Origin of the sequence: Streptomyces sp. DSM 40750, assembly GCF_024612035.1 — a bacterium.
Lineage (GTDB): Bacteria > Actinomycetota > Actinomycetes > Streptomycetales > Streptomycetaceae > Streptomyces.
Genome location: NZ_CP102513.1, coordinates 11,033,631 through 11,059,775 on the forward strand (window position 1 = coordinate 11,033,631; position 26,145 = coordinate 11,059,775).

At 69.3% G+C, this 26,145-nt stretch carries 27 protein-coding genes and 3 pseudogenes; 11 read left to right on the forward strand and 19 right to left on the reverse strand.

What is annotated here, in order from left to right; genetic code table 11:
- Nucleotides 1–11 precede the first annotated feature (11 nt).
- From JIX55_RS48235 to JIX55_RS48245, 3 genes are all read right to left on the reverse strand, one after another.
- Nucleotides 12–1,004, reverse strand: a complete 993-nt coding sequence (locus tag JIX55_RS48235; protein WP_257561550.1) for a carbohydrate ABC transporter permease — start codon at nt 1,002–1,004, stop codon at nt 12–14.
- A gap of 16 nt (nt 1,005–1,020) precedes the next feature.
- Nucleotides 1,021–1,989, reverse strand: coding sequence for a carbohydrate ABC transporter permease (locus JIX55_RS48240; RefSeq protein WP_443046358.1), 969 nt, complete (start codon nt 1,987–1,989; stop codon nt 1,021–1,023).
- 188 nt (nt 1,990–2,177) lie between these two features.
- On the reverse strand, nt 2,178–3,494 hold the full coding sequence (locus tag JIX55_RS48245) for an ABC transporter substrate-binding protein (RefSeq protein ID WP_257561549.1): 1,317 nt from the start codon (nt 3,492–3,494) through the stop codon (nt 2,178–2,180).
- 282 nt (nt 3,495–3,776) lie between these two features.
- Between JIX55_RS48245 and JIX55_RS48250 the strand changes: the two genes are divergently transcribed.
- On the forward strand, nt 3,777–4,793 hold the full coding sequence (locus JIX55_RS48250) for a LacI family DNA-binding transcriptional regulator (protein WP_257561548.1): 1,017 nt from the start codon (nt 3,777–3,779) through the stop codon (nt 4,791–4,793).
- Between the two features lie 302 nt (nt 4,794–5,095).
- Here JIX55_RS48250 and JIX55_RS51735 read toward each other — a convergent pair.
- A pseudogene (locus JIX55_RS51735) lies at nt 5,096–5,233 on the reverse strand (hypothetical protein); the annotation flags it as partial.
- A 293-nt stretch (nt 5,234–5,526) separates the two neighbouring features.
- Here JIX55_RS51735 and JIX55_RS48255 point away from each other — a divergent pair.
- Nucleotides 5,527–6,519, forward strand: coding sequence for an RNA polymerase subunit sigma-70 (locus JIX55_RS48255; protein ID WP_257561547.1), 993 nt, complete (start codon nt 5,527–5,529; stop codon nt 6,517–6,519).
- Between the two features lie 70 nt (nt 6,520–6,589).
- Here JIX55_RS48255 and JIX55_RS48260 read toward each other — a convergent pair whose 3' ends face one another.
- Nucleotides 6,590–6,997 (reverse strand): SgcJ/EcaC family oxidoreductase, encoded by a 408-nt coding sequence (locus JIX55_RS48260; protein WP_257561546.1) that lies wholly within the window; start codon nt 6,995–6,997, stop codon nt 6,590–6,592.
- 173 nt (nt 6,998–7,170) lie between these two features.
- Between JIX55_RS48260 and JIX55_RS51740 the strand changes: the two genes are divergently transcribed.
- Together JIX55_RS51740 and JIX55_RS48270 are read left to right on the forward strand one after the other, a co-directional pair.
- Entirely contained in the window at nt 7,171–7,389 is a 219-nt protein-coding gene (locus JIX55_RS51740) for a hypothetical protein (RefSeq protein ID WP_443046356.1), read from the forward strand.
- 257 nt (nt 7,390–7,646) lie between these two features.
- Nucleotides 7,647–8,492 carry a GNAT family N-acetyltransferase gene (locus JIX55_RS48270; RefSeq protein WP_257561545.1) on the forward strand — a complete coding sequence of 282 codons (846 nt, stop codon included), beginning with the start codon at nt 7,647–7,649 and terminating at the stop codon, nt 8,490–8,492.
- Nucleotides 8,493–8,546: 54 nt separating this feature from the next.
- Here the strand turns inward: JIX55_RS48270 and JIX55_RS48275 are convergent.
- Nucleotides 8,547–8,701, reverse strand: a pseudogene (locus JIX55_RS48275) (ATP-binding protein); the annotation flags it as partial.
- A gap of 382 nt (nt 8,702–9,083) precedes the next feature.
- The gene (locus JIX55_RS48280) at nt 9,084–9,476 is read right to left on the reverse strand and encodes an imine reductase family protein (RefSeq protein ID WP_257561544.1); all 393 of its coding nucleotides are present in this window, start codon (nt 9,474–9,476) and stop codon (nt 9,084–9,086) included.
- Between the two features lie 257 nt (nt 9,477–9,733).
- Between JIX55_RS48280 and JIX55_RS48285 the strand changes: the two genes are divergently transcribed.
- Together JIX55_RS48285 and JIX55_RS48290 are read left to right on the forward strand one after the other, a co-directional pair.
- Nucleotides 9,734–11,713, forward strand: coding sequence for a M28 family metallopeptidase (locus JIX55_RS48285; protein ID WP_257561543.1), 1,980 nt, complete (start codon nt 9,734–9,736; stop codon nt 11,711–11,713).
- 24 nt (nt 11,714–11,737) lie between these two features.
- A complete protein-coding gene (locus tag JIX55_RS48290) occupies nt 11,738–11,962 on the forward strand; it encodes a hypothetical protein (RefSeq protein ID WP_257561542.1) in 225 nt (74 codons plus the stop codon).
- 16 nt (nt 11,963–11,978) lie between these two features.
- On the opposite strand, the gene JIX55_RS48295 is transcribed toward JIX55_RS48290, so the two are convergent.
- The 3 genes and pseudogenes from JIX55_RS48295 to JIX55_RS48305 form a co-directional block, all read right to left on the reverse strand.
- A complete protein-coding gene (locus JIX55_RS48295; RefSeq protein WP_257569191.1) occupies nt 11,979–13,406 on the reverse strand; it encodes a hypothetical protein in 1,428 nt (475 codons plus the stop codon).
- Between the two features lie 192 nt (nt 13,407–13,598).
- Nucleotides 13,599–13,712: pseudogene (locus JIX55_RS48300) on the reverse strand (aldo/keto reductase); the annotation flags it as partial.
- Between the two features lie 442 nt (nt 13,713–14,154).
- Nucleotides 14,155–14,628 carry an NUDIX hydrolase gene (locus JIX55_RS48305; RefSeq protein WP_257561541.1) on the reverse strand — a complete coding sequence of 158 codons (474 nt, stop codon included), beginning with the start codon at nt 14,626–14,628 and terminating at the stop codon, nt 14,155–14,157.
- 171 nt (nt 14,629–14,799) lie between these two features.
- Between JIX55_RS48305 and JIX55_RS48310 the strand changes: the two genes are divergently transcribed.
- Nucleotides 14,800–15,495 carry a tetratricopeptide repeat protein gene (locus JIX55_RS48310; protein WP_306819971.1) on the forward strand — a complete coding sequence of 232 codons (696 nt, stop codon included), beginning with the start codon at nt 14,800–14,802 and terminating at the stop codon, nt 15,493–15,495.
- Nucleotides 15,496–16,933: 1,438 nt separating this feature from the next.
- On the opposite strand, the gene JIX55_RS48315 is transcribed toward JIX55_RS48310, so the two are convergent.
- A complete protein-coding gene (locus JIX55_RS48315; RefSeq protein WP_257561540.1) occupies nt 16,934–17,737 on the reverse strand; it encodes a maleylpyruvate isomerase family mycothiol-dependent enzyme in 804 nt (267 codons plus the stop codon).
- The gene (locus tag JIX55_RS48320) at nt 17,734–18,348 is read right to left on the reverse strand and encodes a TetR/AcrR family transcriptional regulator (protein WP_257561539.1); all 615 of its coding nucleotides are present in this window, start codon (nt 18,346–18,348) and stop codon (nt 17,734–17,736) included. Before JIX55_RS48320 ends, JIX55_RS48315 begins: the two co-directional genes overlap by 4 nt.
- A gap of 73 nt (nt 18,349–18,421) precedes the next feature.
- Here JIX55_RS48320 and JIX55_RS48325 point away from each other — a divergent pair, with 73 nt between their 5' ends.
- The gene (locus JIX55_RS48325) at nt 18,422–19,210 is read left to right on the forward strand and encodes an SDR family NAD(P)-dependent oxidoreductase (RefSeq protein ID WP_257561538.1); all 789 of its coding nucleotides are present in this window, start codon (nt 18,422–18,424) and stop codon (nt 19,208–19,210) included.
- 39 nt (nt 19,211–19,249) lie between these two features.
- Here the strand turns inward: JIX55_RS48325 and JIX55_RS48330 are convergent, their stop codons facing one another.
- Both JIX55_RS48330 and JIX55_RS48335 read right to left on the reverse strand, forming a co-directional pair.
- Nucleotides 19,250–19,510 (reverse strand): hypothetical protein, encoded by a 261-nt coding sequence (locus JIX55_RS48330; protein ID WP_257561537.1) that lies wholly within the window; start codon nt 19,508–19,510, stop codon nt 19,250–19,252.
- An 11-nt stretch (nt 19,511–19,521) separates the two neighbouring features.
- Nucleotides 19,522–19,770: a DUF6207 family protein gene (locus JIX55_RS48335; RefSeq protein WP_257561536.1), complete on the reverse strand. Its 249-nt coding sequence runs from the start codon at nt 19,768–19,770 to the stop codon at nt 19,522–19,524.
- 195 nt (nt 19,771–19,965) lie between these two features.
- Here JIX55_RS48335 and JIX55_RS48340 point away from each other — a divergent pair, with 195 nt between their 5' ends.
- Nucleotides 19,966–20,301, forward strand: a complete 336-nt coding sequence (locus JIX55_RS48340; protein ID WP_257569190.1) for an ArsR/SmtB family transcription factor — start codon at nt 19,966–19,968, stop codon at nt 20,299–20,301.
- Nucleotides 20,301–21,020, forward strand: coding sequence for a cation transporter (locus tag JIX55_RS48345; RefSeq protein WP_257561535.1), 720 nt, complete (start codon nt 20,301–20,303; stop codon nt 21,018–21,020). Before JIX55_RS48340 ends, JIX55_RS48345 begins: the two co-directional genes overlap by 1 nt.
- Nucleotides 21,021–21,160: 140 nt before the next feature.
- On the opposite strand, the gene JIX55_RS48350 is transcribed toward JIX55_RS48345, so the two are convergent.
- The 4 genes from JIX55_RS48350 to JIX55_RS48365 all read right to left on the reverse strand — a co-directional run bounded on the left by JIX55_RS48350 (nt 21,161) and on the right by JIX55_RS48365 (nt 24,212).
- Nucleotides 21,161–21,427, reverse strand: a complete 267-nt coding sequence (locus JIX55_RS48350) for a hypothetical protein (RefSeq protein WP_257561534.1) — start codon at nt 21,425–21,427, stop codon at nt 21,161–21,163.
- A 214-nt stretch (nt 21,428–21,641) separates the two neighbouring features.
- Nucleotides 21,642–22,217 (reverse strand): AMIN-like domain-containing (lipo)protein, encoded by a 576-nt coding sequence (locus JIX55_RS48355; protein ID WP_257569189.1) that lies wholly within the window; start codon nt 22,215–22,217, stop codon nt 21,642–21,644.
- Between the two features lie 563 nt (nt 22,218–22,780).
- Entirely contained in the window at nt 22,781–23,173 is a 393-nt protein-coding gene (locus JIX55_RS48360; RefSeq protein ID WP_257561533.1) for a hypothetical protein, read from the reverse strand.
- Nucleotides 23,174–23,426: 253 nt separating this feature from the next.
- A complete protein-coding gene (locus JIX55_RS48365) occupies nt 23,427–24,212 on the reverse strand; it encodes a GNAT family N-acetyltransferase (protein WP_257561532.1) in 786 nt (261 codons plus the stop codon).
- Between the two features lie 374 nt (nt 24,213–24,586).
- Between JIX55_RS48365 and JIX55_RS48370 the strand changes: the two genes are divergently transcribed.
- Nucleotides 24,587–25,057, forward strand: coding sequence for a hemerythrin domain-containing protein (locus tag JIX55_RS48370; protein WP_257561531.1), 471 nt, complete (start codon nt 24,587–24,589; stop codon nt 25,055–25,057).
- A 391-nt stretch (nt 25,058–25,448) separates the two neighbouring features.
- On the opposite strand, the gene JIX55_RS48375 is transcribed toward JIX55_RS48370, so the two are convergent.
- On the reverse strand, nt 25,449–25,910 hold the full coding sequence (locus JIX55_RS48375) for a pyridoxamine 5'-phosphate oxidase family protein (RefSeq protein WP_257561530.1): 462 nt from the start codon (nt 25,908–25,910) through the stop codon (nt 25,449–25,451).
- Nucleotides 25,911–26,145 lie beyond the last annotated feature (235 nt).

Sequence of the window (26,145 nt, forward strand, 5' to 3'; positions counted from 1 at the left end):
GGAGGGCGCGTTCAGCCCTTGACCGCTCCCTGCATGATGCCGCCGACGATCTGGCGGCCGAAGACGATGAACATCGCCAGCAGCGGGAGCGTGCCGAGCAGGGCGCCCGCCATGATCAGTGACTGGTCGCGGACATAGCCCGCGCTGAGCTGTGTGAGGGCGACGGGGACCGTCGGATTGGTCATGTCGAGCACGATGAAGGGCCAGAAGAAGTCGTTCCAGGCGTGCACGAACGTGATCATGAAGAGCACCGCCATCGCGGGCCTGGCGATCGGCAGCACGATGCTCCAGAAGATCCGGAGCGAGTGCGCACCGTCCACCCGGCCCGCCTCGACGAGTTCGTCGGGCAGCGCCTCGGACAGGTACTGCCGCATGAAGAACACGCCGACCGCGCTGACCAGGGTGGGGAAGATGACGGCGGGCAGCTTCTGGCCCCAGCCCAGGTCCGTCATCATCATGAACAGCGGTACGACCGCGAGTTGCGGCGGCACCATCATCGTCCCGATGACCAGCATGAGCAGGGCGTTGCGCCCCTTGAAGCGCAGCTTGGCGAAGGCGAAGCCGGCCAGGGTGGCGAACAGCACGGTGGACAGGGCGATGACACCGGCCACGATCAGGCTGTTGGCCATGGCCTTGCCGAGCGCCGCGTCCTGCCACGCCTTCCCGAGGTTCTCGAAGAGATGCGGGCCGGGCAGGAAGGGCGGCGGTGTCTGGGTCACGCGGGTGTTGTCGCTCGACGCCGCCACCATCGTCCAGTAGAGGGGGAAGAGCGACAGCACCGCTGCGACGATGAGCAGGATGTAGGTGAAGGGGCCCGCGTGGTGCTGACGTCCGGCCCCTTGCCGCAGCATCCGCAGCGGGAACCGGAAGCGGGGCCGCCCGCCGGGCGCGAGGCCGCGGCCGCGGTGGTGGCCCGGCTCGCGGTGGTGGCCGGGGTCGCCGTCGTGGTCGTGTGAGGTCCGGCGGGGGGAGTCCGCCGGGACCGGGAGGCTGTCGGTGGTCATGGCTGGCTGCTCCTGGTCAGGACGACGTGCGGGATCGCAGGCGCTTGACGACGCGCTGGAGGACGAAGACGAGGATCAGCAGCAGGAACATCACCCATGCGACGGTGGCCGCGCGCCCCATCTGGTAGTTCTTCCAGCCCTCCTCGTACAGCAGCAGACCGAGCGTCTGGTACTGGTTGCCCGCTCCGCCGGTGATGCCGTTCGGACCCTGCCCGAAGATCAGCGGCTCGCCGAAGAGCTGGGTGGCGCCGATCGTGGACAGCACGATGGTGAAGACGATCGTCGAGCGGATGCCGGGGACGGTCACCGAGCGGAACTGCTGCCAGCGCGAGGCGCCATCGATGGCGGCCGCCTCGTAACGGTCGCGCGGAATGGCCTGCATGGCCGCCAGGTAGAGCAGGGCGTTGTAGCCGGTCCAGCGCCAGATCACGATGGTGGAGATGGCCGTCTGCGCGGCCCACTTGTTGTTCTCCCAGTCGACGTTGTCGACGCCCACGACGCTCAGCAGCCAGTTGATCATGCCGAAGTCACGCTCGAAGAGCATGGTGAAGACGAGCGCCGCGGCGCCGACCGAGGTCGCGTACGGCGTGAGGGCGGCGACCCGGAAGAACGTCGAGCCGCGCAGGCGGTAGTTGAGGAGATGGGCCAGGCCAAGCGCCATCAGCAGCTGCGGAACGGTGGAGATCACACCGATGGTGAAGGTGTTGGCCAGCGCGTTCCAGAAGCGCTCGTCCTCCCACAGGGCCGTGTAGTTGTCGAGCGCCACCCACTCCATCAGGTTCATGGAGGCCAGCTCGACGTGGTGGAGGGAGATCCAGGCCGTGTAGATCAGCGGGTAGAAGCTGAAGGCCGCGAAGACGACGAAGAACGGGGCGACGAAGGCGTAGGGCGCGCCGCGCAGGTCCAGGCGGTGCAGCAGCGCACTGCGCTGCCGTCGGGGCCGGGGCCCCCGGGGTTGCTCGGACGTCAAGGTGGAAGTGGCCACCGGAAAGGGATCCTTCTCGAGACATGGATGGGGCTGCGGCGCCGGCGACGGACGGGCCGACCACCGCACGGGTCGCGCGGCGGTCGGCCGGTCGCCGGGGCACCGGGGATCAACCAAGAGCCGGTGAATCAACCGAAAGCCGGTGAATCAACCCAGAGCCGGTGAATCGACCGGAGGTCGGCCGGGAGTCAGCCGACGGCCTTCTCGATGCGCTCGTCCGTGGTCTTCCATGCCTTGTCCGGGCTCTGGTTCTGCGACTCGATCAGCGTCAGCCCCTGGGAGAAGATGTCCTTGATCGTGCCGTCCTTGCGGCCGAGGACCTGCTCGTCGGGGATCTCCTGGGCCCCGGCGCCGAAGATCTCACCGATGGGCGCGTCGCTGAAGTACTCGGACTTCGCGTTGACCACTTCGGGTGCCTTCAGGGCCTCCTGCGAGGACGGGAAGTTGCCGAGCTCCTGGAACAGGTAGGCCTGCTGCTCCGGCGCGGTCAGCCACGCGATCAGCTTCTTCGCTTCTTCCTTGACCGGGCTCTGTTCCGTGACGCCGAGGAAGGATCCGCCCCAGTTGGCGCCCTTCGGGGCCTTGGCGACGTCCCACTTGCCCTTGTTCTCCGGACCTGCCTTCTCGCTGATGTGGGCGAGCATCCAGGCGGGGCAGACCGTCGTGGCGAAGGTGCTGTTGGCCAGGCCCGGGTCCCAGCCGGGCTGGAACTGCCGCAGCTTGGCGGTCAGCCCGCTCGTGGCGGCCTTCGAGGCCAGGTCCCAGGCTTCGGTGACGACGGGGTTGTCCTTGTAGATCAGCTCCCCGCTCTTGTCGTAGAACTGCTGGGAGTTGCCGTAGATCATCGCGTTGAACAGACCGCTGGCGCTGTCCAGGTAGGCGACCTTGCCGTCCTTGTTCCCGGCCTTGAACTTCTCGCCGGTCTTCACGTACTTCGCCCAGTCGCCCTCCCACAGCTTGGCGACCTCGTCGCGGTCGGTGGGCAGGCCCGCCTTCTCGAAGAGGTCCTTGCGGTAGCAGACGGCCATGGGGCCGATGTCCGTGCCGAGACCGAGGACCTTGTCGTCCGGGGTGGTGACCTGGCTGAGCTTCCAGGGGAGGAAGTGGTCGATACCGGCAATGCCGGACAGGTCGACGAACTTGTCGGCCTGGGTGTCCACGATCTCCTTGGCGCGTCCGAGCTCGATGCCCTGGATGTCCTTCAGGCCACTGCCGGCCGCCAGATGGGTCTGCAGGGCGGTGTAGTACGTCTGCTCGTCCCCGGCCACCTCCGCCTTGACGGTGACGTTCGGGTTCTCCTTCATGTACCGGTCGAGCAGTTCGGTCTCCTTGAAGCCCATGACGCCGAAGAGGCCCATGGTGATGGTGACCTTCCCGTCCTTGACGCCTCCGCCGGTCCCCCCGGTTCCGCCGCTACCGCCGCATCCGGCGATGAGGCCGACCGCGGCGACGGCCGATATCGCCCCTACGGCTCTTGTACGCAACTGCCTGCGAACCCTGCTCATTTCGTCCTCCCAGCGGCGGCGCTGACGCACCGGAGTACGAGCCTCTCGGACCACTCCGCGGCTCCGAATCTTAGGTGGGCACGTTCCCAAACGGCATTGGGAACGTGCCCACCAAGGTGTCCGAAGGTTGACGGGCCCTCGACACGTCTGTCAAGAACTTGAATCCAGTTCGTTGCGGGAAGATGTCGCGTCCGCGGCACTCGGGCCCGTTGGCATCGCGGATACTTCTGGCACAATGCGCTGGTGAGCGGCGCGTGGACGCCGAACGACGAGGAGGGGGCCATGGGGGGCAGACAACGGCCGACCATCAAAACGGTGGCCGCACATGCCGGTGTCGGACGCACGACGGTGTCCCGCGTCATCAACGGCTCGGAACTGGTCAGCGACAAAGCCCGGGACGCCGTCCTGGCCGCCATCGCCGAGCTCAACTACATACCGAACTCCGTGGCCCGCGGGCTCGTCACCAGCAGGACCGACTCCATCGCGCTGGTGATCCCCGAGTCGGAGAGCCGGCTGGGTTCCGAGCCGTACTTCTCGGCCGTCATCCGCGGCGTCAGCACGGGCCTGGCCGACACCAGGACACAGCTCCAGCTCGTGCTCGTACGCGACCAGGGCGAGCAGGACCAGCTCACCGACTCCGTCGCGGAGCGGCGGGTGGACGGTGTCCTCCTGGTCTCGGTGCACGAGCACGACCCGCTGCCCGGTCTGCTGGAGGACATGGGACTTCCCACCGTGCTCGCCGGACGCCGTTCCCCCGACGAGTCACTGAGCCATGTGCAGTCGGACAACCTGGGGGGCGCCGCCGCGGCGGTCCGGCACCTCGTGGAACGGGGCAGGACGACGATCGCCACGATCACCGGACCGCTCGACATGGACGTCGGCCGCACCCGGCTGGAGGGCTGGCGCAACGGCCTGCTGGAGGCGGACCGCGAGCCCGACCCGAGCCATGTGGCCACGGCGGACTTCACCGAGGAAGGCGGCCGACTCGCCATGCGTTCACTTCTCGAACAAGTCCCGGAACTGGACGCCGTCTTCGTGGCGTCGGACGTGATGGCGGTGGGCGCGATGACGGAGCTGCGCGACCAGGGCCGCCGGATCCCGGAAGACGTGGCTGTGGTCGGCTTCGACGACTCGTTCATCGCCCGGCACACCGCCCCGCCGCTGACGAGCGTGCGTCAGCCCGTCGAGGAGATCGGCAGCACGATCGCCAGGATCCTGCTCGAGGAGATCAGCGAACCCAAGGCTTCGCGGCAGAGCGTTGTGCTGCCCACCCAGCTCGTGGTCAGGGGCTCTTCGTGACGGGGCCGGCCTAGGGGGCCAGACCATGTCCGCCTGCCAGGTCATGACCCCGCTCACCGCACCGACGTCGCCGAGTTGGTAGGAGACACGCTTGCCTCAACCATCGACATCACCTCCAACAAGAAGCTGATCGGCGGCCTGCGGCTGTCCGACCTTGAACGCTCCGCAGGGCAGGTGCTGCTTGCCGCTATGCTCCGGCCCAAACCGCGCAGCAGGCCCGGAGCGACTTCAGCAGTTCCCCGTCGCGGCGTCGAGAGCGACCGCCGCCCACGCTGCTCGCCGAGCGCCTCGAAGGCCGCCTTCTACGCCTCCGGATCAACGGTCTCCACGTCGTCGCCCTTGCGGTGGGTCAGGCAGTTCTCGTAGATGGACTCCAGCCCCGCAGTGCCCCGTGCGAGTGATCGATAGCCGGTCACGGGCGCATACAACTCACCGTCTGCGTAGGTGCGTTGAGCACGCCCCCGCCGTCAGACGTTGACCTAGATCAATGCCCTAATTCCGCTGGGTGCGGTTCGTTTCGAGAGAAGCTCGCGATCAAGCGGTGAGGTCGTCATTCTGCTGGTCGGGGTGGGTAGAGGCGCGGCTGCTCATGGGCGGCGTGGAAGCGCAAGGTTCCTCACGTACCCGCCTGCTCCGCGCAGGACGCGGCGAGAGCACAGCGCCCGCCGCGACCGATGTTCCCGGCAGCAGAACGGCTGCAACCGGCCCCGTGAGGCGGCTACCGTGGGGGCGGATGAGCAGACCGGAAGGGCGGCAGCGCGGGATGACGTCGACGGGGGACTTCGAGACCCTGGTGCAGCGGTACCGGCCGGAGCTGCTGGCGCACTGCTACCAGATGCTCGGCTCGGTCCACGACGCCGAGGAACTCGTGCAGGAGACGTGTCTGCGGGCGTGGCGCGCGCGGGACCGTTACGACCCGTCGCGTGCCTCCCTGCGGACCTGGCTGTACCGGATCGCCACGAATGCGTGTCTGACCGCGCTGGACGGGCTCGGCCGCCGTCCCATGCCCTCGGGTCTGGTCACCGAGAGCGAACCCCTGCGCCCGCTCGTCCACGGTGGGGAGGCAACCTGGTTGCAGCCACTCCCGGACAGCCTGCTCGGCCTGGGCGCCCCGGCCACCGCGGCGATCGACAGGGGCAGCCTGCGGCTGGCCTTCGTCGCCGCACTGCAATTGCTGTCACCGAGAGAGCGCGCCGTCCTGATCCTGCGCGACGTGCTCGACTACCCGGCGGCGGAGGCAGCGGACATCCTGGAGACCTCGGTCGCGGCCGTGAACAGCTCGCTGCAGCGGGCTCGCGCCCGGATCCGGGCCGCGGGAGTGCTGCAGGAGCAGGTCGCTGAGCCTTCCGACGCAGAGCAACGGTCGTGGGTGGACCGGTACATGGCGGCCTTCGTCCGGGCGGACATCCAAGGGCTGCTGCAGGTGGTGACCGAGGACGTCCTCATGGAGATGCCGCCCATGGTCAACTGGTTCACCGGCCGGGAGAACTACGCGAGCTTCATGGGCTGGGTGTTCGCCAAGGCCGGCAAGGCCTGGCGGTTGCTGCCGGTGCGGGCCAACGGGCAGGCCGGCTTCGCCGCCTATCGGCACGGGGATGCCGGTGTGTTCGAGCTGCACACCCTGCAGGTGTTCACGGTCACGGCCGGCGGCATCAGCCGTGTCTCGGTCTTCCAGGACGCCGACGTGTTCGCCGCCTTCGGCTTGGCGCAGAAGGTTGACGGCTGATCCGCTCGCACCTGTCGGCGCGGGCCCGCCCGACAGGGTGCGGGCGGACCCGGGCAGGACTGACTCTGGATCAGCTGGCGGACTTGACCGGGCTGTTGTGGTAAGCGGCGATCAGCCAGGCGCCGTCGCGCTTCTCCAACACCCAGGTCGCGTACACGATCCGGTCGGCGGGAACCTCGGACTCGCCGGGGAAGAGGATGCCGGCCTCGGTCACGACGATCGCGCCGTCGCGGCCCAGGAACCGGATCCCCAGCTGCCGGTTGGTCGTCGTGGTGCCCTTCAGGAAGGAGGTGAACCCCGCCGCCATGCCCTGCCGAACCTCCTCGCGGGAGGCGCGATAGGAGCCGGGCATGATCGCGGTGGCCTCCTGCGTGTAGTCGGCGACGAACGCGTCGGCGTCGCCGGCGTCCCATGCTTTGTAGAGGCTCTCAAGGACGGCGGTGATCGCGGCCGTGTCGTTCGCGCGGTTGTCGGACATCGTTCTCTCCAGTCATTGCACTTGGTCGGGACCGAAGGGGCCCGTGAGTACATACCGGCGTCCCTTTCGGAACTCATCGTGCGAACCTCAAGATCTTCTCTTCGGAGCGCAGTTCCCCTCTGCACCGTCGGCCTGCCGGCGCTGGAAAGCCGACCGGAGCCAGGGCGTGGACGATGCGGACGGGCTGTGGCGCGCGCCCGCCGCCCGAGATCCTCGCCCTGGCGTACGACGACGCCCGGCGCGGTGGGCAGCTCGCCGCCCTCCTCCAGGTGCAGAGCCCGGTGAGGTGGAAAGCCCTCTGCCACTCCACCGGCCAGGCGGGGCACCACGACGGGTCGATCTCCTCCAGATGCTCGTGCCGTTCCTCCGACAGGGCGCCGGCCGACAACTGAACCGGCAGTCCCTCGGCACCCTGATCGATCTCGACAGCCTTCCTCATTGTGCCGGTGCGAGCAGAAACGTGTGGTGGTGAGTTCTGGGAACGCTTGAGGGTGATCGCCGGTCGGCTCGTCGATGAGTTTCAGCAACACCTGGTGGCCTTCCGGGGCGCCTTCGAAGGTGTCCGGCGCGGTTCGCGGCGAGCCGTTTTCTGTTCCGGGCAGTTATTTTCGGATGCGGCGTGCCGTTGCTCCGTGGTGGGATGCGCGGCATGAGCGACTCGCTGCGTGCTCGTATCGAGCAGTACTACGCCACCGTGCCCCTCCTGTTCGCCGACGCCGAAGAGTTCGGCCCGTTGCGGCTGTTCGTACGAAAGGAGTTGGGAACTCCGTACTACGGTGGTCCGAGTCACGCTCAACCCACCGCAGAGAGCTCCGCGACCGTCACCGCTCCTGACATCGCCCGGGTGCGCGCCCGGCAGCGCGAACTCGGCGTACCGGAAGCCTTCGAGTGGCTCGCCGAGGCAGCACCGGCCCTGCGTGCCCGTATCGAGGCCGCCGGCCTCCCGGTGGAGGAGCGCCCGCTGATGACCCTCCAGGTGGACCACCCGGTGCCCCCGCAGGCTCTGCCGGACGGCGTGACGATCCGCGTGCTGACGGCCGACGACCCGGCCCTGCCCGCAACTCTCGCCCTGCCCCGCCTGGCTTTCGCTTCGGTGGGCACTGCGGTGGGCCCTGCGGGCCGCGCAGAACTGTCGGCAGTGGCGGAGGAACTGATCGCGGATGGCACGGTCGAGACCACTGGCCCCAGTATCCGCGCCGGGCACAAGGTACTCATTGCAGCTCTTGACCTGGACGGCACCCCGCTCGCCGCCGGCCACTACCACCCAGCGAACGGCACGACCGAGATCGGCGGCGTTGGCACCCTCCCCACCGCTCGCCGCCGGGGCCTGGCCGCAGCCGTCACGGCGGCCCTGGCAACCCACGCCCGCGACCACGGGGTGCGCACCGTCTTTCTCGCCTATGCGGAGGACAACGTCGCTCGTATCTATGCCCGCTTGGGCTTCCGCCCTGCCGACCTCACCCTTCTGATAGCCAACCAACCCGCACGGTCGTAAACGCGCGCAGGCCCGCGGGAGGGACGGCCTTGGAGAAAGGGCACCCTGGGGTTCTCAGGTCGCGCCGACCTGTTCCGCTTCGGCACGGGACTGGGCGAGGCGGTAGGAGTCGGTGCCGGTCTCGATGATCGTGCCGTTGAAGGTCAGCCGGTTGACAGGGCTGTGCAGAGCCGGGGATCGGTGAAAGTCTTGGTCCAGCCGCCGAAAGCCCCCGCACCCGGCGGCCGATGAAGCGGACCGGCATCGGACGGCCCGGAGCCCGCCGGTCGGTGGGCCCAGCGCAAGAAGGCCGCGCATGCCCTGGTCCACGAGCTGCTCGCGCAGGGCCACTCGTGCCGGGCGATCGCCCGCCCCTGGGCTGATGCCTCAACACCGTGCCGCGCTACGCGCGCGCCGCGCACCGGCAGGACACTTCCGTGAGAATTGGCCCCGGCCCAGCCATCTGGCTTGAACGTGCCGTTCCCTCACCGAACGACCTGTGCCGACACCTTCGAGGTCGGGCGGCCGCCGCAGCCTGTCGCAGGCGGCGTGACTGTGCCCAAGGCCATGGACGGATCCGCCGGATCGTGCGCCTCGGAGCAGCTGTCGCAGTTACGCCTTCTGCGCCGGCTTCCTGAGTACTTCGGTCAGGGCTGAGATGCTGTGGTCGCCGTGACCCGCCGCAGCCGCCCTTTCCACCAGGTCGTGCAGTGGAGCGAACCAAGCCACGTCGACGTTCGTCCCCTTGGTCAGTTCCATGTCATGGGCCGCGCTCGCGAGGAAGAGGTTCACGGAGGAGGCGGCATCGGTGTAATCACCGCTGTCGGTTTCTGTGGCGTAGACCGGCAGCAGAAACTTGATCATGTCCAGCCACTTCCCGGCGAACCGCACAAGAAGGTGCCGGTCGCGCTGCGGCAGGACGCCGGTGTGCATGAGCAGGTCACGGATGTGGGCGACGGACCGCCGCAGCGACAGCGTGCTCGATCCCGCGTGAGTGAGGGGCACTTCGCCGTAGGCGAGGGCGCGCAGGATTTGCTGGATATGTATGGCTTGCCGACCCGGGTCAGCGTTGCCTCGGGTCGGGGCACTGACCTGACCTCTTCGAAGAAGGGAACAAGTGCGAACAGAAATGATGAGCGGGGAAGTTATGCGTAAAACATCACTTACGCCAATCGGGTACAGGCGGAGGGCCGCGCGCAGTGGACGGACGAGTCGCGGGCAGAGGACGGGGGAGGGAACCCCACGCTTCGGAGGCGCTTCACATGCCCGTGCTCTTCTTCGACATCGGGGCCACTCTGGCGGATGCCCGTGTGGAGCCCGACGGCTCACTGACGCTCAGGCCCCGGCCCCGGGTGGTCGCCGTCCTCGATGCCTTCCGTGACGTACGCAAGGGCATCATCTCCAACCCCGGGCTGGGCGACGGTGCGGCCGAGCGCGCGGCGGCGGCCCTCGAGGAGGCGTTCCCCGGCCGTTTCACGGACGCGAGTCTTGTGCACTGGGGTGTGAAGGACAGCCGCAGGCTCTTCGATCTGGCGGTCGCGAGCATCGGGGGTGCGCCGGCCGAGGACTGCGTGTTCGTGGGCGAGGATGCCCAGGAGAGAGCGTTCGCGCGGGAGGCGGGGATGCGTACGGCTCCGCATCCGGTGTTCGCCCTCGCCGCGGTGGAGAACCGTCCCGTGCTGTTCGCGCGGATCGGGCTGCCGGACGGCCGGGGCCTGCCGGAGCTGGCCGCGGCGGCGGAGACGGTCGAGGTCGTTCCCGTGCATGTGGCCTCGGACCGGCTCGTGCTCGTCATGGCGAGCGCATTCGGTGCCGAAGCGCTCGAACGCGCCGGGTTCACGGTGGACCGGCGTGAACCGGTGGAGGACAGGGCGGCCTTCCTGATCCGCGACGACCGTCCGGTCACGGAGGCCGAGTCGCTTGTGGACTCCACCGACACCGCGGGATCGGCGACCGGCGCGGCCCGGCGCGCCACGGCCGTGTACAGCTTCATCGCCGACGCCCTGGCCGGGAGGGGTGCCCCGTCGGCCGCCCTGCTGGGGCCCGCACCGGGGGGTGTGTATCTCGCCGTGACCGCCGGTGCGCCGGTCGAGGAGGTGCACCTGCCGGGTGCCAAGCCCGGACACACGGAACGCCTGGTGCCGGACCCGACGCTCCTCTCGCGACCCGGCGAGGCTCAGGTGGACGTGCTCACCGGCGCAGCGGCCGAGAGCCCGCGCCCGGGCCGACCCGGCGCGGCGTCCGGCAACGGCCTCCCGTCGCCCGAGACGATCGCCGCGGTGCGGGCGGCGGTGACCTCCGAGGCCCTGCGGGGCCATGTGGCGCGCATCTCCGGCGTGGAGCCGCTGGTCGAGGGCGAGTCGCTGAGGGTTCGCAGCAGGGACGCGGCAGCCGAGGACAACGGGTGGGTCGTCGAGGCGTTGGAACGCCGGTTCCAGGAACTCGGGCTGCACGTCCGACGGCACCCCTTCCGGTGGCGGGGACGACAGCTGTTCAACCTGGAGGCCGAGCACCGTGCCACCGGAGCGGACTCCACCGTCCTCATCACGGCCCACCTGGACTCGACCGCGTCCGGCGGTGACTTCGTGGACGCGAACGGCGAACCCCGCCCCTACGACCCGGCGGTGGACCCCGCGCCGGGGGCCGATGACGACGGTAGCGGGACGGCGGCAGTCCTGGCCGCGGCCGAATGCCTTGCGGCCCTGGTCGCGGACGGCAGGCAGCCGACCCGCAACGTGCGCTTCGTGCTCTTCAACGCCGAGGAGCAGGGCCTCGTCGGCAGCAAGTTCTACGCACGGGCCGCTGCCGCGCAGGGCGAGCGCATCGCCGGGGTCTTCCAGATGGACATGATCGCGGGACTGCGGCCGGGCAGCACGCCGACGGTCGAGATCCACGCGGGATCCTCCGTACCGGGCCCGGTCGTGGGAGCGTCCGACGCGCTCGGCGCCCTCGTCGCACGCACCGTGTCGGCCTTCGATCCCACGGTGACCGTCCAGCACCTGACGGGCCCTGGCGACCCGGCGGTGGGACGCAGTGACCACGCCAGCTTCCATGAGCGGGGATGGGCGGCCGTCGCCGTCTCCGAGGACCTCTTCTCCACCCTCGACGGCGCGCCCGGGACCGGCACCCGGCAGTACCACACCCCGGGTGACACGCTCCTCGACGAGGACCATGACACCGGTTTCGCCGCCACCATCGCCAGGTCGGTCACCGCGACCGCTCTGACCTTCGCCGGGCTGTAGGCACCGACGGAACGGAGTTGACGTATGAGCACGGACAATGACACGAACCCGGCCTCGGGCGGGGACGGGCACGAGCAGAACGACGAGGCCGAGCGCCGGGCGACTGAGAAGTACGTCAGCGACCTGCTGGCACGGGGCCAGGCGGTGTTCGAGGGCGAGGAGCCGACGTCCCGGACGACCCACGTCGTCAAGCGCGAGGACGACGGACGGCTCACCGTCCGTCGTCTGCGCTTTCTCGGCTACGGCTGACTTCCCGGCCGGCTGCTCAGTCGAAGCAGCGCCGGACCAGGGCGAGACCGTCGGCGGTCTCGCTCCGGACGATCGCGTGGGTCTTGAGGCGGGGGCTGTCGTCGACGATCGCGACCTGGGAACGGTGCTCGGCGGGGATCTCGACCCGACCGCGGCGGAGGAGGTCCTCCAGGTACGACGTGGCGACCTGCTCGGGGTCGGCGGGCCGCACCGAGCCGCCCGCGCGGTCGGAGCCGGCGATGGCGAAGCGTCGGGACTCCCCGGGGGCGTAGAGGGTGAGCGGCCCCGTGATGCCGTACACGGCCCCCTGGACCGTGATGGCCGTCAGGCCGTCCTCATCCCGGCCGCCCGGTGTCGCCTCGGCCATGGCGGCGCCCTGAAGTGCGATCTCCTGTGCGGTGAGGGACGTGGCGGCGTTCACGGAGAGGATGCCGTGACGGGTGAACGCCGAGCGCAGGGAGGGACCGTACTTGCCGCTGTGGCGACGCTGGTCCGCCGCGATCATGTGGCCCGCGACCTGCGCGTAGTAGCCGGCTACCACCGGCGCGGCCACGATGGCGTCCACCAGCAGCTGGCCGGCGATCCGGCCCGCCTCGGCCAGCGCGGCCTGGTCCTGGCTGTCCTGCTGGCGGAAGATCCCCGCGACGATCTTCAGGAACGCGCCGCTGAACACCCGGGAGAACGAATGCGGCCCGCTGGTGAGCATGTTCGCGGGTCCGCTCGGCGGCAGCTCCACCGGGTCACGGTAGAAGAAGCGGTTCGACATGTTGCGCAGGCAGTCGGGTTCGGCCGCGCCCGGCTCGACCTTCTCCAGCGCCCAGCCCAGTTGTTCGGCCAGCCGCGACATGCGGGAGGACTGCTCGATGCGGCCCTGCGTCTGGGTCAGGACGGCGGTCCGCAGCGACTCCATCTGCAGTGCGGTCAGCAGCGCGCTGATGTCACCGAACGCCTCGTGCAGGGCGTCGGCCTCGTGCATCGCCGCGTTCCACAGCTGGGGGCGCAGGGCGTCGAGGACCGCGTGCCCCAGCTCGTGCCGGACGATCTCGGGGCTCCCTGCCGAGAAGACGTCCACTCCTGCCACCCTCTGGTGGAAGAACTTCAGGCTCCGTCGGTCGTAGAAGGCGTTGAGGTCGACTCCCTCGTCGAGATGCGAGGTCAGGACCCGTCCGACCGACGGGACCCACTGCGTTCCCGTCGGAACCAGCGGACCCCACGTCTGACAGCCCGTGCTCAGCGCGTCGGCCGCCACCCAGTAGCGGAAGGCCGGCGTGCCCGGCCCGGCACTGTCCGGCTGTGGCGCGGCCTCGGCGATGGCCGTCGGAAAGGGCTGTGTGTCGAGCAGGGGCACCGGGTGCCGCACCGGCACATTTTCCTGCAGAGGAGCTCCGGGATCGTCCTCGTACACCAGAACTGTCTGGGTCGTCGCGTGCTGCTGCACGGTCATTGCCGCTCCAGGGGGGAAGGGAGGGGAGTCGACAGGCGGTGGATGCACCGCCGACCGGACTCCAGGGGAATAGACCCTTATGCCCAGTACGCGACGTATGCCCCTGTGTGTCAATTCGAACACAGTGGGTGACCGTGGATCACGCGAGCACGGCGAGTCGCCTCCCCCCCACCGCATCCGTGAGCCGGATCGCCCCGCCGCCACGTTCTCGACGAGGTGGTCCGGGCTTCCCGTGCCGGGGATGGCCGGCACGTGCGGATCCTGGTGCAGGGGCCAGTCGAGGCGGATCTGGGCAGGGGCGGCACCGAGGATGACGGCTGAGAACCTCGGTGTCCACCTCGCGGCCGGCGCCGCGCAGTTCACCGACGGCCGGGCCCATGTACTCGGTGTGCCAGCAGACCCCCGCGTTCGTCACCACGGTCAGGCGCCACGCCTGCTCGTTCTCTTTCGGCGAGAACTACCGGGACCCCGACAAGCACCCGGAGCAGCAGCCTTTCGTGGCCGCCCGCGGTTCATCCGTCCTCATCCTCGTCGAGGTCCCCACGCATGGCTTCGTTCACCTTTAACAACAGCGTTTGTCCAGCATCCTGGGCAGCTAGGGCAACAGACGGAGGTCGACGGGATCGGGAATGTTCACGAGAAAGTGACGTCAATGTGGGACGGCCAGGTTGAGGTCAGCCAGCTTGTGCGGAGTCGAGACTCACGAATGCCGCCGGGGCAAGCAGGCCAGGCAGATGCTGGTGATGCCTCAGTGCTGGATCAGGCCACCGACGGGGACGGGAGGGACGTGGCCGGTCGTCGGAAGGGTCTGCGCCAGGGCGAGGCCGATGTCGACCAGCGATGACCGTCGCAGGTCGACGACGTCGGGGATCGGAGTCCAGACCGACTCTGCGGTCTCGCCGTCCGGCTCGGGCCGGAGCCGGCCTCCGGTGATACGAACCCGGTAGAAGATGCCGACGTTCTGATGCTCGCGGTCGCCGGGGACGTTGCGTTCTGCCGCGGGGATCACTCTTGAGTCCACTCCCAGCAGGCGTTCGACCACGGCCTCGCAGCCGGTCTCCTCGGCGACCTCCCGGATCACCGCATCGAACGGATCCTCCCCGTGCTCGACCCTTCCGCCCGGAAGAGTCCAGTTACTCCCGCCCTCCGGTGATACGTGACGGGCGAGCAGCACCCGCCCGTCCTCGATACACACGGCGTACGCCGCCAACCGGAAACTCATCCCCGTACCTCCCACCGGCCTGTCCAACGTCCAGAATCCGCGCATCGCTATAAGGAGTGGCGCCAGATCAACTCTGAGACGGTTCCGACGCCGCAATCACTCCAGCCACGACAAGATCATGGCATCGCGTTCAGCAAGCCAGGGCGCCTGACGATCGGATCGGTCACGGGTGTGCAACCCGACATCGCATGGGCCAAAGCCCCTTGGTTCAGCGATGAACGTTTTCTCGGCGCGGTGAGTGCCGGCGCGCTGGCCGAGGCCGCGATGCGGACGATGGACTATGGCCATGGTCTGGACACCGAAAGCATGCGGGAACGGTTCCGGCCCTGGTTCCATGCCATCGACGTGGTCTCTGCCCGCCAGCCGCTGCCGGAGGCGTTGGCCAAGATGGGAATCCTGCTGCGGGCATGCGGTCTTACCGATATGTCGTTTGCCCTCTGCGACCAGGCGGACTCCGTCGAGCGGATCATGCTGACGGAAGTCGTGCGAGCGGGCACGTGGCGCAAGCTGGGGGATCCTGAGCAGACCGCAGCGGCGTTCGAGCGCGCTCTTGCCCTGGACCCGGCCAACTGGTCGCTCTATCTCGACCTGGCCGACGTGCGAGCCGAGCAGGGCGACTTCACCGCTGCGGTCCGGCTGATCGATCAGGGGATGAAGCACGAGCCGACTGAGCTCACACTTCGCGCGGCCGGGGCCGCCTACCGCGCACGGCTTACCGGCTCGCCTGCTGAACTGAGCGAGCTCATCGAACTGGCGCCGAATCTGCCGAACGACTCGTACCGGGGCCTGCTGATTGATCACGCATGTGCTGGTCCCGCCCTGCCTGCCGACCTCGTGGCCGCGGCTCGCCGTATCCAGAACGGCTGAGGCTCCGCTGTGGGCCTACAGGCAGCCGCGACTGCGGCAGCCGGCCGGTGTCGGGCACCCGGCACCGGCCTCCAGGCCGCGCCAGGGCTTCCCGTACCCGCCGTGGTGTGTCTGGCCGTGGGGAGCCGCCGCTGCCGGGCCGGCATCCCTTGCCCGGGGACGGTGACAGGACTGGTGGTGTCGCTGCCGACGGTCGGTCGCTCCACGCTGGCGCTGAACGTCGCCCTGTCGCCCTGCACAACGCACGGCAGGCATCGGCGCACCGTTCACCTCCGGGGAGATCACCAGGAGGGCCGTGGCCCAGAAGGTCTTTGCCGCCGGATACGGGTTCGACCCGCGTTCCCGGGTGCCTCCCGGCGGCTGGTAGGCGTTCAAGGCCGCCCCGGTGTCCGAGCTCAACGCCACCCCTCTGCTCCGGCACGGCGCGAGGGTGGCGATCAGCGCGGACGACGGCCTCCGTGCCGGCCTGCCGGCCGCACCGCAACCCGCGTGGGCTTCACGCTCGGGCTGTGGGTTGTCGACTCCGTCTGGCACCTCAGCGACTTCAGCGACGAAGGACGTGACACCGCCGCGACAAGAAGCTCTCGGACGAGGACCGGCGGGGCCCGACCGCGCTGTCCTGGTCGAACATCAACCCGTACGTGACCTACCGCCCGGAGATGGACAAGCGGCTCGACCTCGCGCCGCTTCTTTCGGTGCCCCGCCCTCGCACCCCGGCGGACGCCGCCGCCCAGGCAGTGGCGGAGCAACGGTGAACCCCGTGGGCCGGCGCCCGTACCGCGCCGAGCGCGCCTACGTCGACGACGAGGGCATCGGTCACGACGTCCTTGACCTGTACGCCACCGGCCACGCCACTACGGGTACGCCGATGAGGAGTGGGACTGGCCCCACGGGCTCGACCTGTGGGACCTGGTCGACGTCGACGGACGGGGGCAGGTCCTCATCGACACGGCCCCGTTCGACAAGCAGAGCAGTGGACGAGCGGCCCGGCTCAGGTCAATGACCTCCTGCCGGCGAGAGGCCGCCGTCATCCGGCGTGATGGCACACGGCGACTCCATGTCGCATGCGAAAGCCGCTGCCCGGCGCCGAAGACCGCCAGGCGCTCGCCGCTCTGCGCGACGCTCTCGCCACCAGGCACTTGCGGCGCGGGCCCGTCTGACCGGGCTACAGGCCGAGTACGACCAGGTCGGCGTCAGCGCCCAGGTCCAGAGGTCCGCGGCCCGTAGATCCGGGCCTCAGTGGGAGAAGCCGGAGATACCGCGCGCCGTGACGAAACCGTCCGGGTTCTCACGCGGTGTCGGCTTCCAGCTTGACCACCACGTCCGGAGCGACCGGAGTGTGCTCGAAGCCGAGGCGCCCCGGCCAGAACTCGCCGCCGCCAGAAGTAACGAACAAGCGGGCCGGGGCTGCCTGGGAGGCGGGCTTCCCGTGCCCCGATCAGATGACGTTGACGGCGTTGAGGAAGCGGGCGGCGAGCTCGGTGTCGCCGGTGACCGTCACGTCGCTGTCGCGCCAGGACGACCGTTGCGTGCCCCAGTCGGGGAAGGTCAGCGCGGGGACGGTGATGTGCGCGGCGACCGCGCCGTTGGACGGAGCCAGGCCGCCTGCCTCGTCGAACCACCAGGTCCCGCCACCGGGGCCGGTGAGAGTCAGTGCGACGCGGGCGTCGAGCCCGGCGACCGGTGCCTGCGCGACCTGATTGCTCAGTACGGCGATCATCCACGTCAGGACCGCGCGCATCCGGTCTGCGTCGGTGGGCGGTGCGGGCCGGCCGAGCGCCGGGGCCATGTCGTGGCGCAGGTGGGTGTGGTGGTCGAAGATGAGTGCGCCGGCCATCATCAGGCCCAGAGGGTAGCGACCGAGTTCGGCCAGCCGCATCCGCGCTCGGGCGGCGGGCGTGCGTCTGACGACGTCCAGGAACGTGGTGGCTCGCCGGCTGGCGCGCTGATACTCGGCCATCACCTTGGCACGGCTCCAGTTCCGCCGCCGGTCGACGGGGTCCTCGTTCGCCCGTTCGAGGCTGGCGGCGAAGGTCGTGCGCAGCCCGGCGGGTATGTAGAAGCTGCGCGCCGTCGCACCGATGTGGGCGACGACGTCGGCGATGCGCCAGCCGGCTGCGGCGCTGGGAGCGGTCCATTCGTCGTCGGTGAGGTTGCTGGTGAAGTTCAGCAACTCGGCGTGTTCGGTGCGCAGGGCGGCGGCCATGTTCGGCAGGTCTGCCGGGGGCAGGCGATCGGTCACGTCGTCTTCTCCTCTGGTGGTGAGGAGGGACGGCGGATCGCCTGCACGGCCGCGTCGTACAGGTCGAACTGGTCGACCTGTCCGCCCAGGCGCATCCACTCTTCCGTCGCCGCCTGGAGGCAGGTGATCGCCGCGGCCGCGATCGCTCGCGCCTGCAGGGCACGGTGGTCGGAGCCGGGCAGTCGCGGCTCGATCAGCGGTGCGAACAGTTCTTGCCAGCGAGCCTGTTTCTCGGCGTGGCCGGCGCGCAGGGATTCATTGCCGAACAGCAGGGTGACCAGTTCGAGCCGACGCTCGGCGGTGGTCTCGATCTCCTCGAGCACCTGGAACGCCGCACGCAGCGACATCCACGGATCCTCGTCGGCCGGACGCTCTGCGAGCCGCGCGGCGATCAGCTCCCCCTGCTCGGACAGGCCGTTGAGCGCGAGGTCTTCCTTGCTGCGGAAGTAGTTGAACAGGGTCCGTTTGGAGACACCCGCCGCGGCGGCGATCTCCTCGAGCCTCGTGTCGTCGTACCCCTTGGCGGCGAACAGTTCGAGGGCGGTTCGGGCGAGCAGCGCGCGAACCACCGAGCGGGTCTGTTCCCGAAGAGGTGTCGGTTTCTGTGCCATGCACCGATGGTACATTCCTTCATTCGATGCAGCTACTTGCACTCAGTGCAATTACGTGCGTAGTGTGCAGGCCATGAGCGCAATCGACTATCGCCGCCAGACCGTCATCGTCACCGGAGCGAGCTCCGGGCTCGGCGCGGAATTCGCGCGCCAGCTGGCCCGTCGCGGATCGGATCTCGTCCTCGTCGCCCGCCGAGCGGACCGGCTCAAGAACCTGGCCGACGAACTCACCCGCGCCCACGGCGTCACGGTGACCGTCGTCGCCCGCGACCTCGGCCTGCCCGACGCCGGACGCACGCTGCGCGCCGAATTGGAATCCCGCGGCATCTACGCGACCGGGCTCGTCAACAACGCCGGCTTCGCCACCCACAACGCCCTCACCGACGAGGATCCGGATCGCCTGCAGAGCATGATCGCGCTGAATGTCAGCGCGCTGGTCGACCTCAGCCGCGCCTACATCGGTCCGCTGGCCTCCGCCGACACCGGCGTCCTGATCAACGTCGCGAGCCTGCTGGGCTTCCAGCCGACCCCGTACCTGAGTGTCTACGGCGCCACCAAGGCCTTCGTCCTCAGCTTCACCGAATCGCTGTGGGAGGAGACCCACGACACCGGCCTACGCGTCCTCGCCGTGTGCCCCGGCGCCACGAAGACCGAGTTCTACGACGTCGCCGGCAGCCAGCAGGCCGACTACGGCACGAAGCGAGCCGCCCCCGCCGATGTCGTCAAGATGGCCCTCGACACGCTCGACCGCCGCTCCGCGCCCCCGTCGGTGATCACCAACGGCCGCCGGCTCGCCCTCGTCAGCAAGTTCCTGCCGCGCCGCCTGATGGTCCGGTTCATGGGCCGCATGGCCCGCCGTTGACCGGCGCCGCTCCTCCGCCCCCACCCAGAGTCGCCCCCATCAGCAGCGGTCGCCCTCGACCGCGTCGAAGAACTCGGTGCGGGTCGGGCCCGGGCAGAGCGCGAGCACGCGCAGCCCGGGGTCGCGCTCGGGCGCGGTCGGCGCGGAGTTGGGGTCCTTCGAGCTGGTGGTGACCAGCGCGTCGCCGAGGGTAATCGAGACGGCGGTCGCCATGGGTGGGCTGTTGACGATGCCGTCGACATGCCATCCGGCCACGTTCCGGGCGAGGTCGGGCACCACGACCAGCGGGGTTGGCCGCAACCGTACGTTCGTTACGCCGAGTTGAGCACAGCGTCATGGCTTGTCCGGTGCTGTGAGTCGAGCTTCTGTCGCACATCCAGATAGCAGCGCAGCCGTACGCCGGGCTGCCCCGGATCCCGGGGCGTACGGTCCGCCCTCGCGGTCGCCCACCGCGCGACGAGCAACTCCTGGACGGCGAGGGCGGTCTGTTCGTCGCACTCCGCGATCTTCACCACGGCAAGCCCCGGCTGTTCCGCATGCGCTTCGTTGATCGGCCCCATGCATGGCACTACGCTCCGGCGCCGCAAAGGGTCTCCGAGCCCGCCGACTGCACCCGGCCGAGTGGCTCTCCCGGGCATGGCAACCACGGAGGCGCTGGCTCTGTACGCGAGAACGAGCAGCACTCGCACGGCGCTTTGCTTCCGACCGGTGGTTCACGGGTTTATGGATTCAGCATATCCTGTACTGTCATGAAAGTGCTGACTCTCGCTGCTGACATCGAGGCGCTGGCGCGGTTCGGCCGTGCCCTCGCCGATCCGATCCGCTGCCGGATTCTCCTCGCCCTGCGCGAGGCCCCGGCCCATCCCGCAGACATGGCCGACCACTTGGGGATCTCCCGGACCCGGCTGTCGAACCACCTGGCGTGCCTGCGTGACTGCGGCCTGGTCGTCGCGGTGCCGGTCGGCCGGCGTACCCGCTACGAGCTCGCCGACGAGCGCCTCGGGCACGCGCTGGACGACCTGCGCACCGCCGTGGTGGCCGTTGAGACGGACAAGACCTGCCCGGACGCGGAAACGAAGGGCTGCTGCTGATGACCGCGGAGATATCCATCGGCATCGGCCCGTCCCCAGCCCGCCGCGACGCGCTGGCCAAGCGCATACGGCTGCTGGTCGCAGCCACCATCACCTACAACGTCATCGAGGCGATCGTCGCGATCACCGCCGGGACGCTCGCCTCCTCCACCGCGCTGATCGGCTTCGGCCTGGACTCCGTCATCGAGGTGTCCTCCGCCGCCGCGGTGGCCTGGCAGTTTTCCGCCCACGAGCACGCCGTGCGCGAGGCGCGGGAGAAGACCACCCTGCGCATCATCGCCGTCTCCTTCTTCGCGCTCGCCGCGTACGTCAGCGTCGACGCGGTCCGGGCGCTGACCGGCACCGGGGAGGCTGAACGTTCCATCCCCGGCATCGTCATCGCCGCGCTGTCCCTGGCCGTGATGCCGTTTCTCTCCGCCGCCCAGCGCAAGGCCGGCCGCGAACTCGGCTCTGCCAGTGCGGTCGCCGACTCCAAGCAGACCCTGCTGTGCACCTATCTCTCCGCCGTCCTCCTGGTCGGCCTGGTCCTCAATGCCACCCTCGGCTGGTCCTGGGCGGACCCCATCGCCGCCCTCGTCATCGCCGCTATCGCGGTCAAGGAAGGCCGTGACGCCTGGCAGGGCAAGGGCTGTTGCGCGACACCGGCTGCAGTTGCGCCGACAACAGCGGCTGGAGCCGACGCCTGCGGCCTCCGTCCCGGGGGTGACTGCTGCAAGTGATCGGCAGCCTCGGATGAGCATCTGGCTGCGAGAAGCGGATCAAACGGACGCCACGCCCGCGCCCTGGCCGCGCACCTCGGGCACTACCGCGACCCTGCCGCCCGCGCGGCCGCCGGCCTCCTGTCGCCGCCGGTACCCGCTCACGCCGCGCTGCTCACCGAGCTCGCGCGTCCCGCCCCGGAGACCGCCGTCGGCCAGCTGGTGTTCGCGGCCCGGCTCGCCACCGCCGAGCCCGAAGCCGCCGCCGACCTTGCCGCGCTCCTCGCCCGCGCCGCCGAGACGCCCGGCGCCAGGCGGAGCCCGGCATGGGCAAGCACCACGAGCGCGAGGCCGTCGTCGCGCTCTGGGCAGAGCGCGACGACATCGGGCGTCACTACGAAGAGCTGGTCGCCGACGCCGAGGGCCATCGCCTGAACCGAGCCCCCGTTCGGCGAGACGGTGCACCCCGGCGAGGACGGCCCCGACCGACACCGAAGGTCAGGCGTGTGCCATCGAGTTTTCGTCGAGGCCGCTGCCTGGATGCACGTACACCTGCGAGCGGGCTTGCTGAACCCGGAGCTGCTTGAGCTGGGCGGCGACGGACACAAGGACTGTGGCGTCCATGCCCGTGCCGGGCGAGGGCTAGCTCGTCCAGCTGTGGGCCACGTCGACCACGACCCGGCCGTCCAACTGAATCACGCGGAACGGCAGTCGGGCGCGCACACCGAGACCGACCTGCGTCTGGCCCTCGAAGGTGCCGCCGAACCGGGTGTCCCGGAAGGTGCTGTACCCGCTGGTGTTCACGCCGGGCAGGGGCTCGCCCACCTCGCCCGGGTAGGTCGGCACGCCGGCCTCCAGGTCATAGCTCCAAGCGCCGACGCGGATGTCGAGGATCGCCCCGCCGCCGACCGGTATGTACTCGCCCGAGGGGTCCGCGTAGAACCGGTCCACGTACTGGACGTGGTAGCCGATCTGGTCTCCGCCGCCGGGCACGTCGAACACGATGCGGTCGTAGCACTCATGCTGTCCGGTCCTGATGTCCTCCAGGTGATCGGCCCCCATGGCGCCACCCCCCTTGGCGCCGCTGCCCCAGCCCGTCGGGCAGGCCGCCGCCGCGCGCGAGCCCTCTGCCGGGGCCGCGCCCGCGGTGCTCGCCGCCGTCCCCAGCGTGGCGCCCGCGAGCACGAGCACCGCCACTGCCGCTCTGATACCTCGCATCATGTCCCCCTTGGTCGCGCTTGGTCGCGCTTGGTCGCGCTTGGTCGCGCTTGGTCGCGTAACTCTGACACCAGGCGAGACGGCCCGCAGCACCGGAAGGTTGTACGCCAGACGGGACAAAATGGGGAATCTCGCCGTCCGCAAGATTCCCTCGAGGGCGCCACGCCCGGTTCGACGCACGGCAGGACTCCCGGCACGAGCACCTGGCCGACGACACCCGCGGCCACGCGCTTAACTCGCGGAGTGGGAGCGCATCAACCGGCTGCTCGCCGACACCGATCCGGGCACCGCGTACGACCCCGCCCTCGACGACGTCGTCCAGGAGGAGCTCGCCGCCGAAGCCGCGGCCGCCGCCCGGGAAGCCGAGCTGCGCGAAGCCGCCCGGATCGCCGCCCGCGCCGATGAGCTCCAGGCGCTGCGCGAGCTGGGCACGCTGGAACAGGCCGAGCCCCCGTGAACCTGACGAAGGCCGTACGGGACGAACTCACCCGCCGCGCTGGGTGGTACGTGCAGAAGGACGTCGACGCGTGGCTCGCCCGCGCCCTGGCCGCGCACCGCGGGCACTACAGCGACCCGGTCGCCCGCCAGGCCGCCACCGGCCTCCTTCCGCCGCCGCGGCTTCGTGCGCCAGAGGCGTCCGTCTCCTGCCAGTCGGCGTCGGCCAGCTCAGCCCAGGTCAGCCACGTGGTTCCGTGTACGTCGCCGGGACCGCCGTATGCAGCGAAATCCCCACGCAGCCCATCCGACGCGTCGTCCGGGAAGCCGCGGCCCTCAGCCAGGGGGCGGAAGCCAAAGGAATTGCGGATTCCAAAGAGACAAGCGAGGCCGTCGTAGGCGTTGCCCCTGTTGAGCAGGAACAGGTCGATGGCGGCTTGCCACACGGAGTCCTCGTCGTCGGGCCCCCACAGTTGGGCTCCCGGACGGCATTCGATCATTCCACTGACGTCGGTCGACATACCGAGATCCTGCCTGTGCGGCCCGGAAGCATGGGGACTCGTGACCGCGGGATGGGGAATTACGCCGACACGAAAGCGCGGTTCGCGGGGAATCGCACGACTGTCGACAGCCAGCGCCGCGCCCACGGCACGAAGCCTCAGGCGTGGTGCGGCCAGAAGTAGGCCGGCGAGCGGACCTTGGTGCGGGTCGTGCTGCAGTTGCTGCCGACCCGGTGCGTGTAGGCGCTGAGAAGCCGGCGAAGGCCGGCTGAGCTCAGGGCGACCAGACGTACGGTGTCGTCGTGGTGACCGCGTGCAGGCCAAGGCGGGTGAGAATCGGGGCGCTGTCGGCTGAGGCGTCGACGTAGACGTAGGGGACATCGCGGGCAGCGGCGAGTTGGGCTCGGTGGGCGACCATGGCCCGGTAGATGCCTTGTCCTCGCCATTCTTTGAGCGTTGAGCCGCCCCAGAGGCCGCCGAAGTCGACGCCGTCCTTCAACACCAGCCAGGCGGCGCAGACGACTTCGATGTGTGCCTCGGCGACGAGGACGATGGTGTTCTCCGGGGCGTTCTCGATCCGGGCGGTCAGGTCGTCGGCGAGCCAACTCCAGTCCTCGCCCCAGACGGTGCTCTCCATAGCGGCGATGCGCTGGAGGTCTGATCTGGTGGTGACACGACGGAGGGTCACGCCGTCGGGCAGGAGGGGGGCGGCGGCAAGGTCCGCGGACTGCCCGATGAGCACGGTCTCGCTGTCCTCGGCGACGAAGCCGGCCGCCGTGAGTCGGTCGGTGAGGTCGGCTGGGAGGTCATGGGCGCGAGTCTTCCATTCGACCGCCTCACCACGGGCGGCGTAGAAGTCACGCTGCCGCGCTATGAGCGCGTCGAGTTCTGCCCCGCACACACCGAGGTCGCGTGGGCCCGTGACGAAACCACGGTGCCATCCGACGACACGGGTCAATGGGCCGTCCTTCTCGATGCGGGCACTGCCGCCAGGCGGAGTGACATCACGGAGTTGGGCGTCATACGCGGTGCGGAGTTCGTCGATCAGAATGTCCTTCACTCAAACACCGTACGGACCGGGTCAAGTGATTAAACGCCGGTCGAAACCGCTCGAATATCAAGGGCTGTACTCACTCACCCGGCCACCTGAGATCAGAAACAGGTATGTGCCTGTCTCTGATCCGGGCGGATGGAAGGTCTGGGGAGGTGGTGCCTGCCGGAGCAGCAGGAATGGTGCGGCTCCGGCAGCGCACGATGACGCTTGTCAGGCGTTACGCGGGTCACGCTCGGCGTGCGGGACGGCGGTGGTGCTGACGGGCGGCAGGGCGCGGTAGTGTCTGGGAAGCGTCGCGTGCCGGTGGCAGACCGTGTCAGGCATGGAGGCGCCGAATCGAAGGAGGCCGACGATGCACGCGTCGCACCCTTCGCTCTCGTGTGACTGAGCGCGAGACGACCAGGCTCGTCGCCTGGAGCCAAGAACTCCGTCGGGTGCACGGCCGACTACGGGAAGCGCTGTCAGTGACCCGCGCCTCCCTCGCGGACGGCACCCCCGGTAAGGCGGCCACCCGTGAACTTCTGCTGTATTGCCATGGCTTCTGCACGGCTCTCGACGGCCACCACCAGGGCGAAGACCGCACCCTGTTTCCGGCCATCGCAGCTGCGCATCCGGAGCTGCGTCCGGTGCTGCGCTCGCTCGAGCAGGATCACTCGATGATTGCCCACCTGATCGGCAGCCTCCGTGCCGCGGTGGACCGGGCCGCGCCGCCTGAGGAGCTTGACCAACACCTCGAAGGTATCGCCGCGATAATGGAGAGCCACTTCCGGTACGAGGAGCGGCAACTGCTCACTGTGCTCGAAACCCTTGAGCTGGCAGCCGCACCCGGAGAGGTGCTGGGCCCGATGTGATTCCAGACCGGATTGGAGGGGGCGGTGGTGACCGCCACCTTCAGAGTGATCAGTCCCGTCGCGCTTCACGAGATGCCGGTTGCAGGACGACGCTCCGCCCGCCGCGCGCCAGACTCAGCGGAGGGCCCGGTGCCGTCAGACGGCTTCTTCCGCATCACGCGACTTCGTACGCTGACCTGCGTGACAGATGAACTGCAGCGCCTGGCCGGTGAACTGGCGATCGGTCCTCGGATGCGGCGCGGCTGGGGGAGTCCAGCATGGCGGCGCACCGCGCCGCGACCACGGCGAGCCGACCGTGCGTGACCTCCCGGCCGGCCGTGCGCAGTCCGTCCTGTACGGCCTGGGCGCCGGCCCCGCCTTCGGCCTGCGGAGCCTCACCTGGCGACCGCGGCTACTCCAGCCACGCTCCCTCGCGCATGAGGACTCTGCCGCGCAGCTCCGGCTCGCCACGCCAGGCGAGCACACTCCTCGGAGCCACGCGTATATACAGAAAAGGGCCTTCCTCCGCACGGGGGTCCCACCCGAACTTTTCGGCGAACGCATCCGCGGCGTCCTCCGGCACGCCCCGGTCCGAGAAGCACTCCGCCTCCCCCTGCAGGAGCACCACATCGAAGGTGTTCGGCAATGCCAGGCGCACACGGGGCTCCTGTCGCACGTTACGCGCAGTCGCGGAGGTCTCGCCGGTGCACATCCACACGGCCTGCCCGTCCCACCAGAACCACAGCGGCACTTGATGCGGGCCGTGATCCGGATGGGCCGTCGACACCCATATATCCCGTTCTCCAGCGAGCCGTTCAAGAGTGTCGTGCCTTCGCTCCGGCACATCACGACGAGCGATTCCCGGGGTCTGCATGAGCGCCGACCCTAATCAGCAGTTCCGAAGCGCGCATGGGGCGTTGGTCCTACTCCCAGCGACCGGCAAGCGACTCAGCCCGAAGCTCGTGAAGTGCCAAGTCACAAGCGACTCCAACCAGCAAGATCACGACCTGCAGTTGGAGTATTGGACAGTTGGGGCGGGTACCGGGCGTCCGTCGGCAAGTCGGGGGACACGGAACTGCTCCGGAACCGGGATCATCTGCCGGAGGGCG

Coding starts and splice junctions, on each gene's coding strand:
- JIX55_RS48335 (WP_257561536.1), bottom strand. CDS start 19,770: ATGGGGCCGATCAACGAAGCGCATGCGGAACAGCCGGGGCTTGCCGTG.
- JIX55_RS48355 (WP_257569189.1), bottom strand. CDS start 22,217: ATGCGAGGTATCAGAGCGGCAGTGGCGGTGCTCGTGCTCGCGGGCGCC.
- JIX55_RS48270 (WP_257561545.1), top strand. CDS start 7,647: ATGAGCGACTCGCTGCGTGCTCGTATCGAGCAGTACTACGCCACCGTG.
- JIX55_RS48260 (WP_257561546.1), bottom strand. CDS start 6,997: ATGTCCGACAACCGCGCGAACGACACGGCCGCGATCACCGCCGTCCTT.
- JIX55_RS48245 (WP_257561549.1), bottom strand. CDS start 3,494: ATGAGCAGGGTTCGCAGGCAGTTGCGTACAAGAGCCGTAGGGGCGATA.
- JIX55_RS48320 (WP_257561539.1), bottom strand. CDS start 18,348: ATGGCACAGAAACCGACACCTCTTCGGGAACAGACCCGCTCGGTGGTT.
- JIX55_RS48325 (WP_257561538.1), top strand. CDS start 18,422: ATGAGCGCAATCGACTATCGCCGCCAGACCGTCATCGTCACCGGAGCG.
- JIX55_RS48295 (WP_257569191.1), bottom strand. CDS start 13,406: ATGACCGTGCAGCAGCACGCGACGACCCAGACAGTTCTGGTGTACGAG.
- JIX55_RS48255 (WP_257561547.1), top strand. CDS start 5,527: ATGAGCAGACCGGAAGGGCGGCAGCGCGGGATGACGTCGACGGGGGAC.
- JIX55_RS48305 (WP_257561541.1), bottom strand. CDS start 14,628: ATGAGTTTCCGGTTGGCGGCGTACGCCGTGTGTATCGAGGACGGGCGG.
- JIX55_RS51740 (WP_443046356.1), top strand. CDS start 7,171: ATGCGGACGGGCTGTGGCGCGCGCCCGCCGCCCGAGATCCTCGCCCTG.
- JIX55_RS48345 (WP_257561535.1), top strand. CDS start 20,301: ATGACCGCGGAGATATCCATCGGCATCGGCCCGTCCCCAGCCCGCCGC.
- JIX55_RS48375 (WP_257561530.1), bottom strand. CDS start 25,910: ATGCAGACCCCGGGAATCGCTCGTCGTGATGTGCCGGAGCGAAGGCAC.
- JIX55_RS48250 (WP_257561548.1), top strand. CDS start 3,777: ATGGGGGGCAGACAACGGCCGACCATCAAAACGGTGGCCGCACATGCC.
- JIX55_RS48290 (WP_257561542.1), top strand. CDS start 11,738: ATGAGCACGGACAATGACACGAACCCGGCCTCGGGCGGGGACGGGCAC.
- JIX55_RS48360 (WP_257561533.1), bottom strand. CDS start 23,173: ATGTCGACCGACGTCAGTGGAATGATCGAATGCCGTCCGGGAGCCCAA.
- JIX55_RS48235 (WP_257561550.1), bottom strand. CDS start 1,004: ATGACCACCGACAGCCTCCCGGTCCCGGCGGACTCCCCCCGCCGGACC.
- JIX55_RS48350 (WP_257561534.1), bottom strand. CDS start 21,427: ATGGCCCTCGGCGTCGGCGACCAGCTCTTCGTAGTGACGCCCGATGTC.
- JIX55_RS48285 (WP_257561543.1), top strand. CDS start 9,734: ATGCCCGTGCTCTTCTTCGACATCGGGGCCACTCTGGCGGATGCCCGT.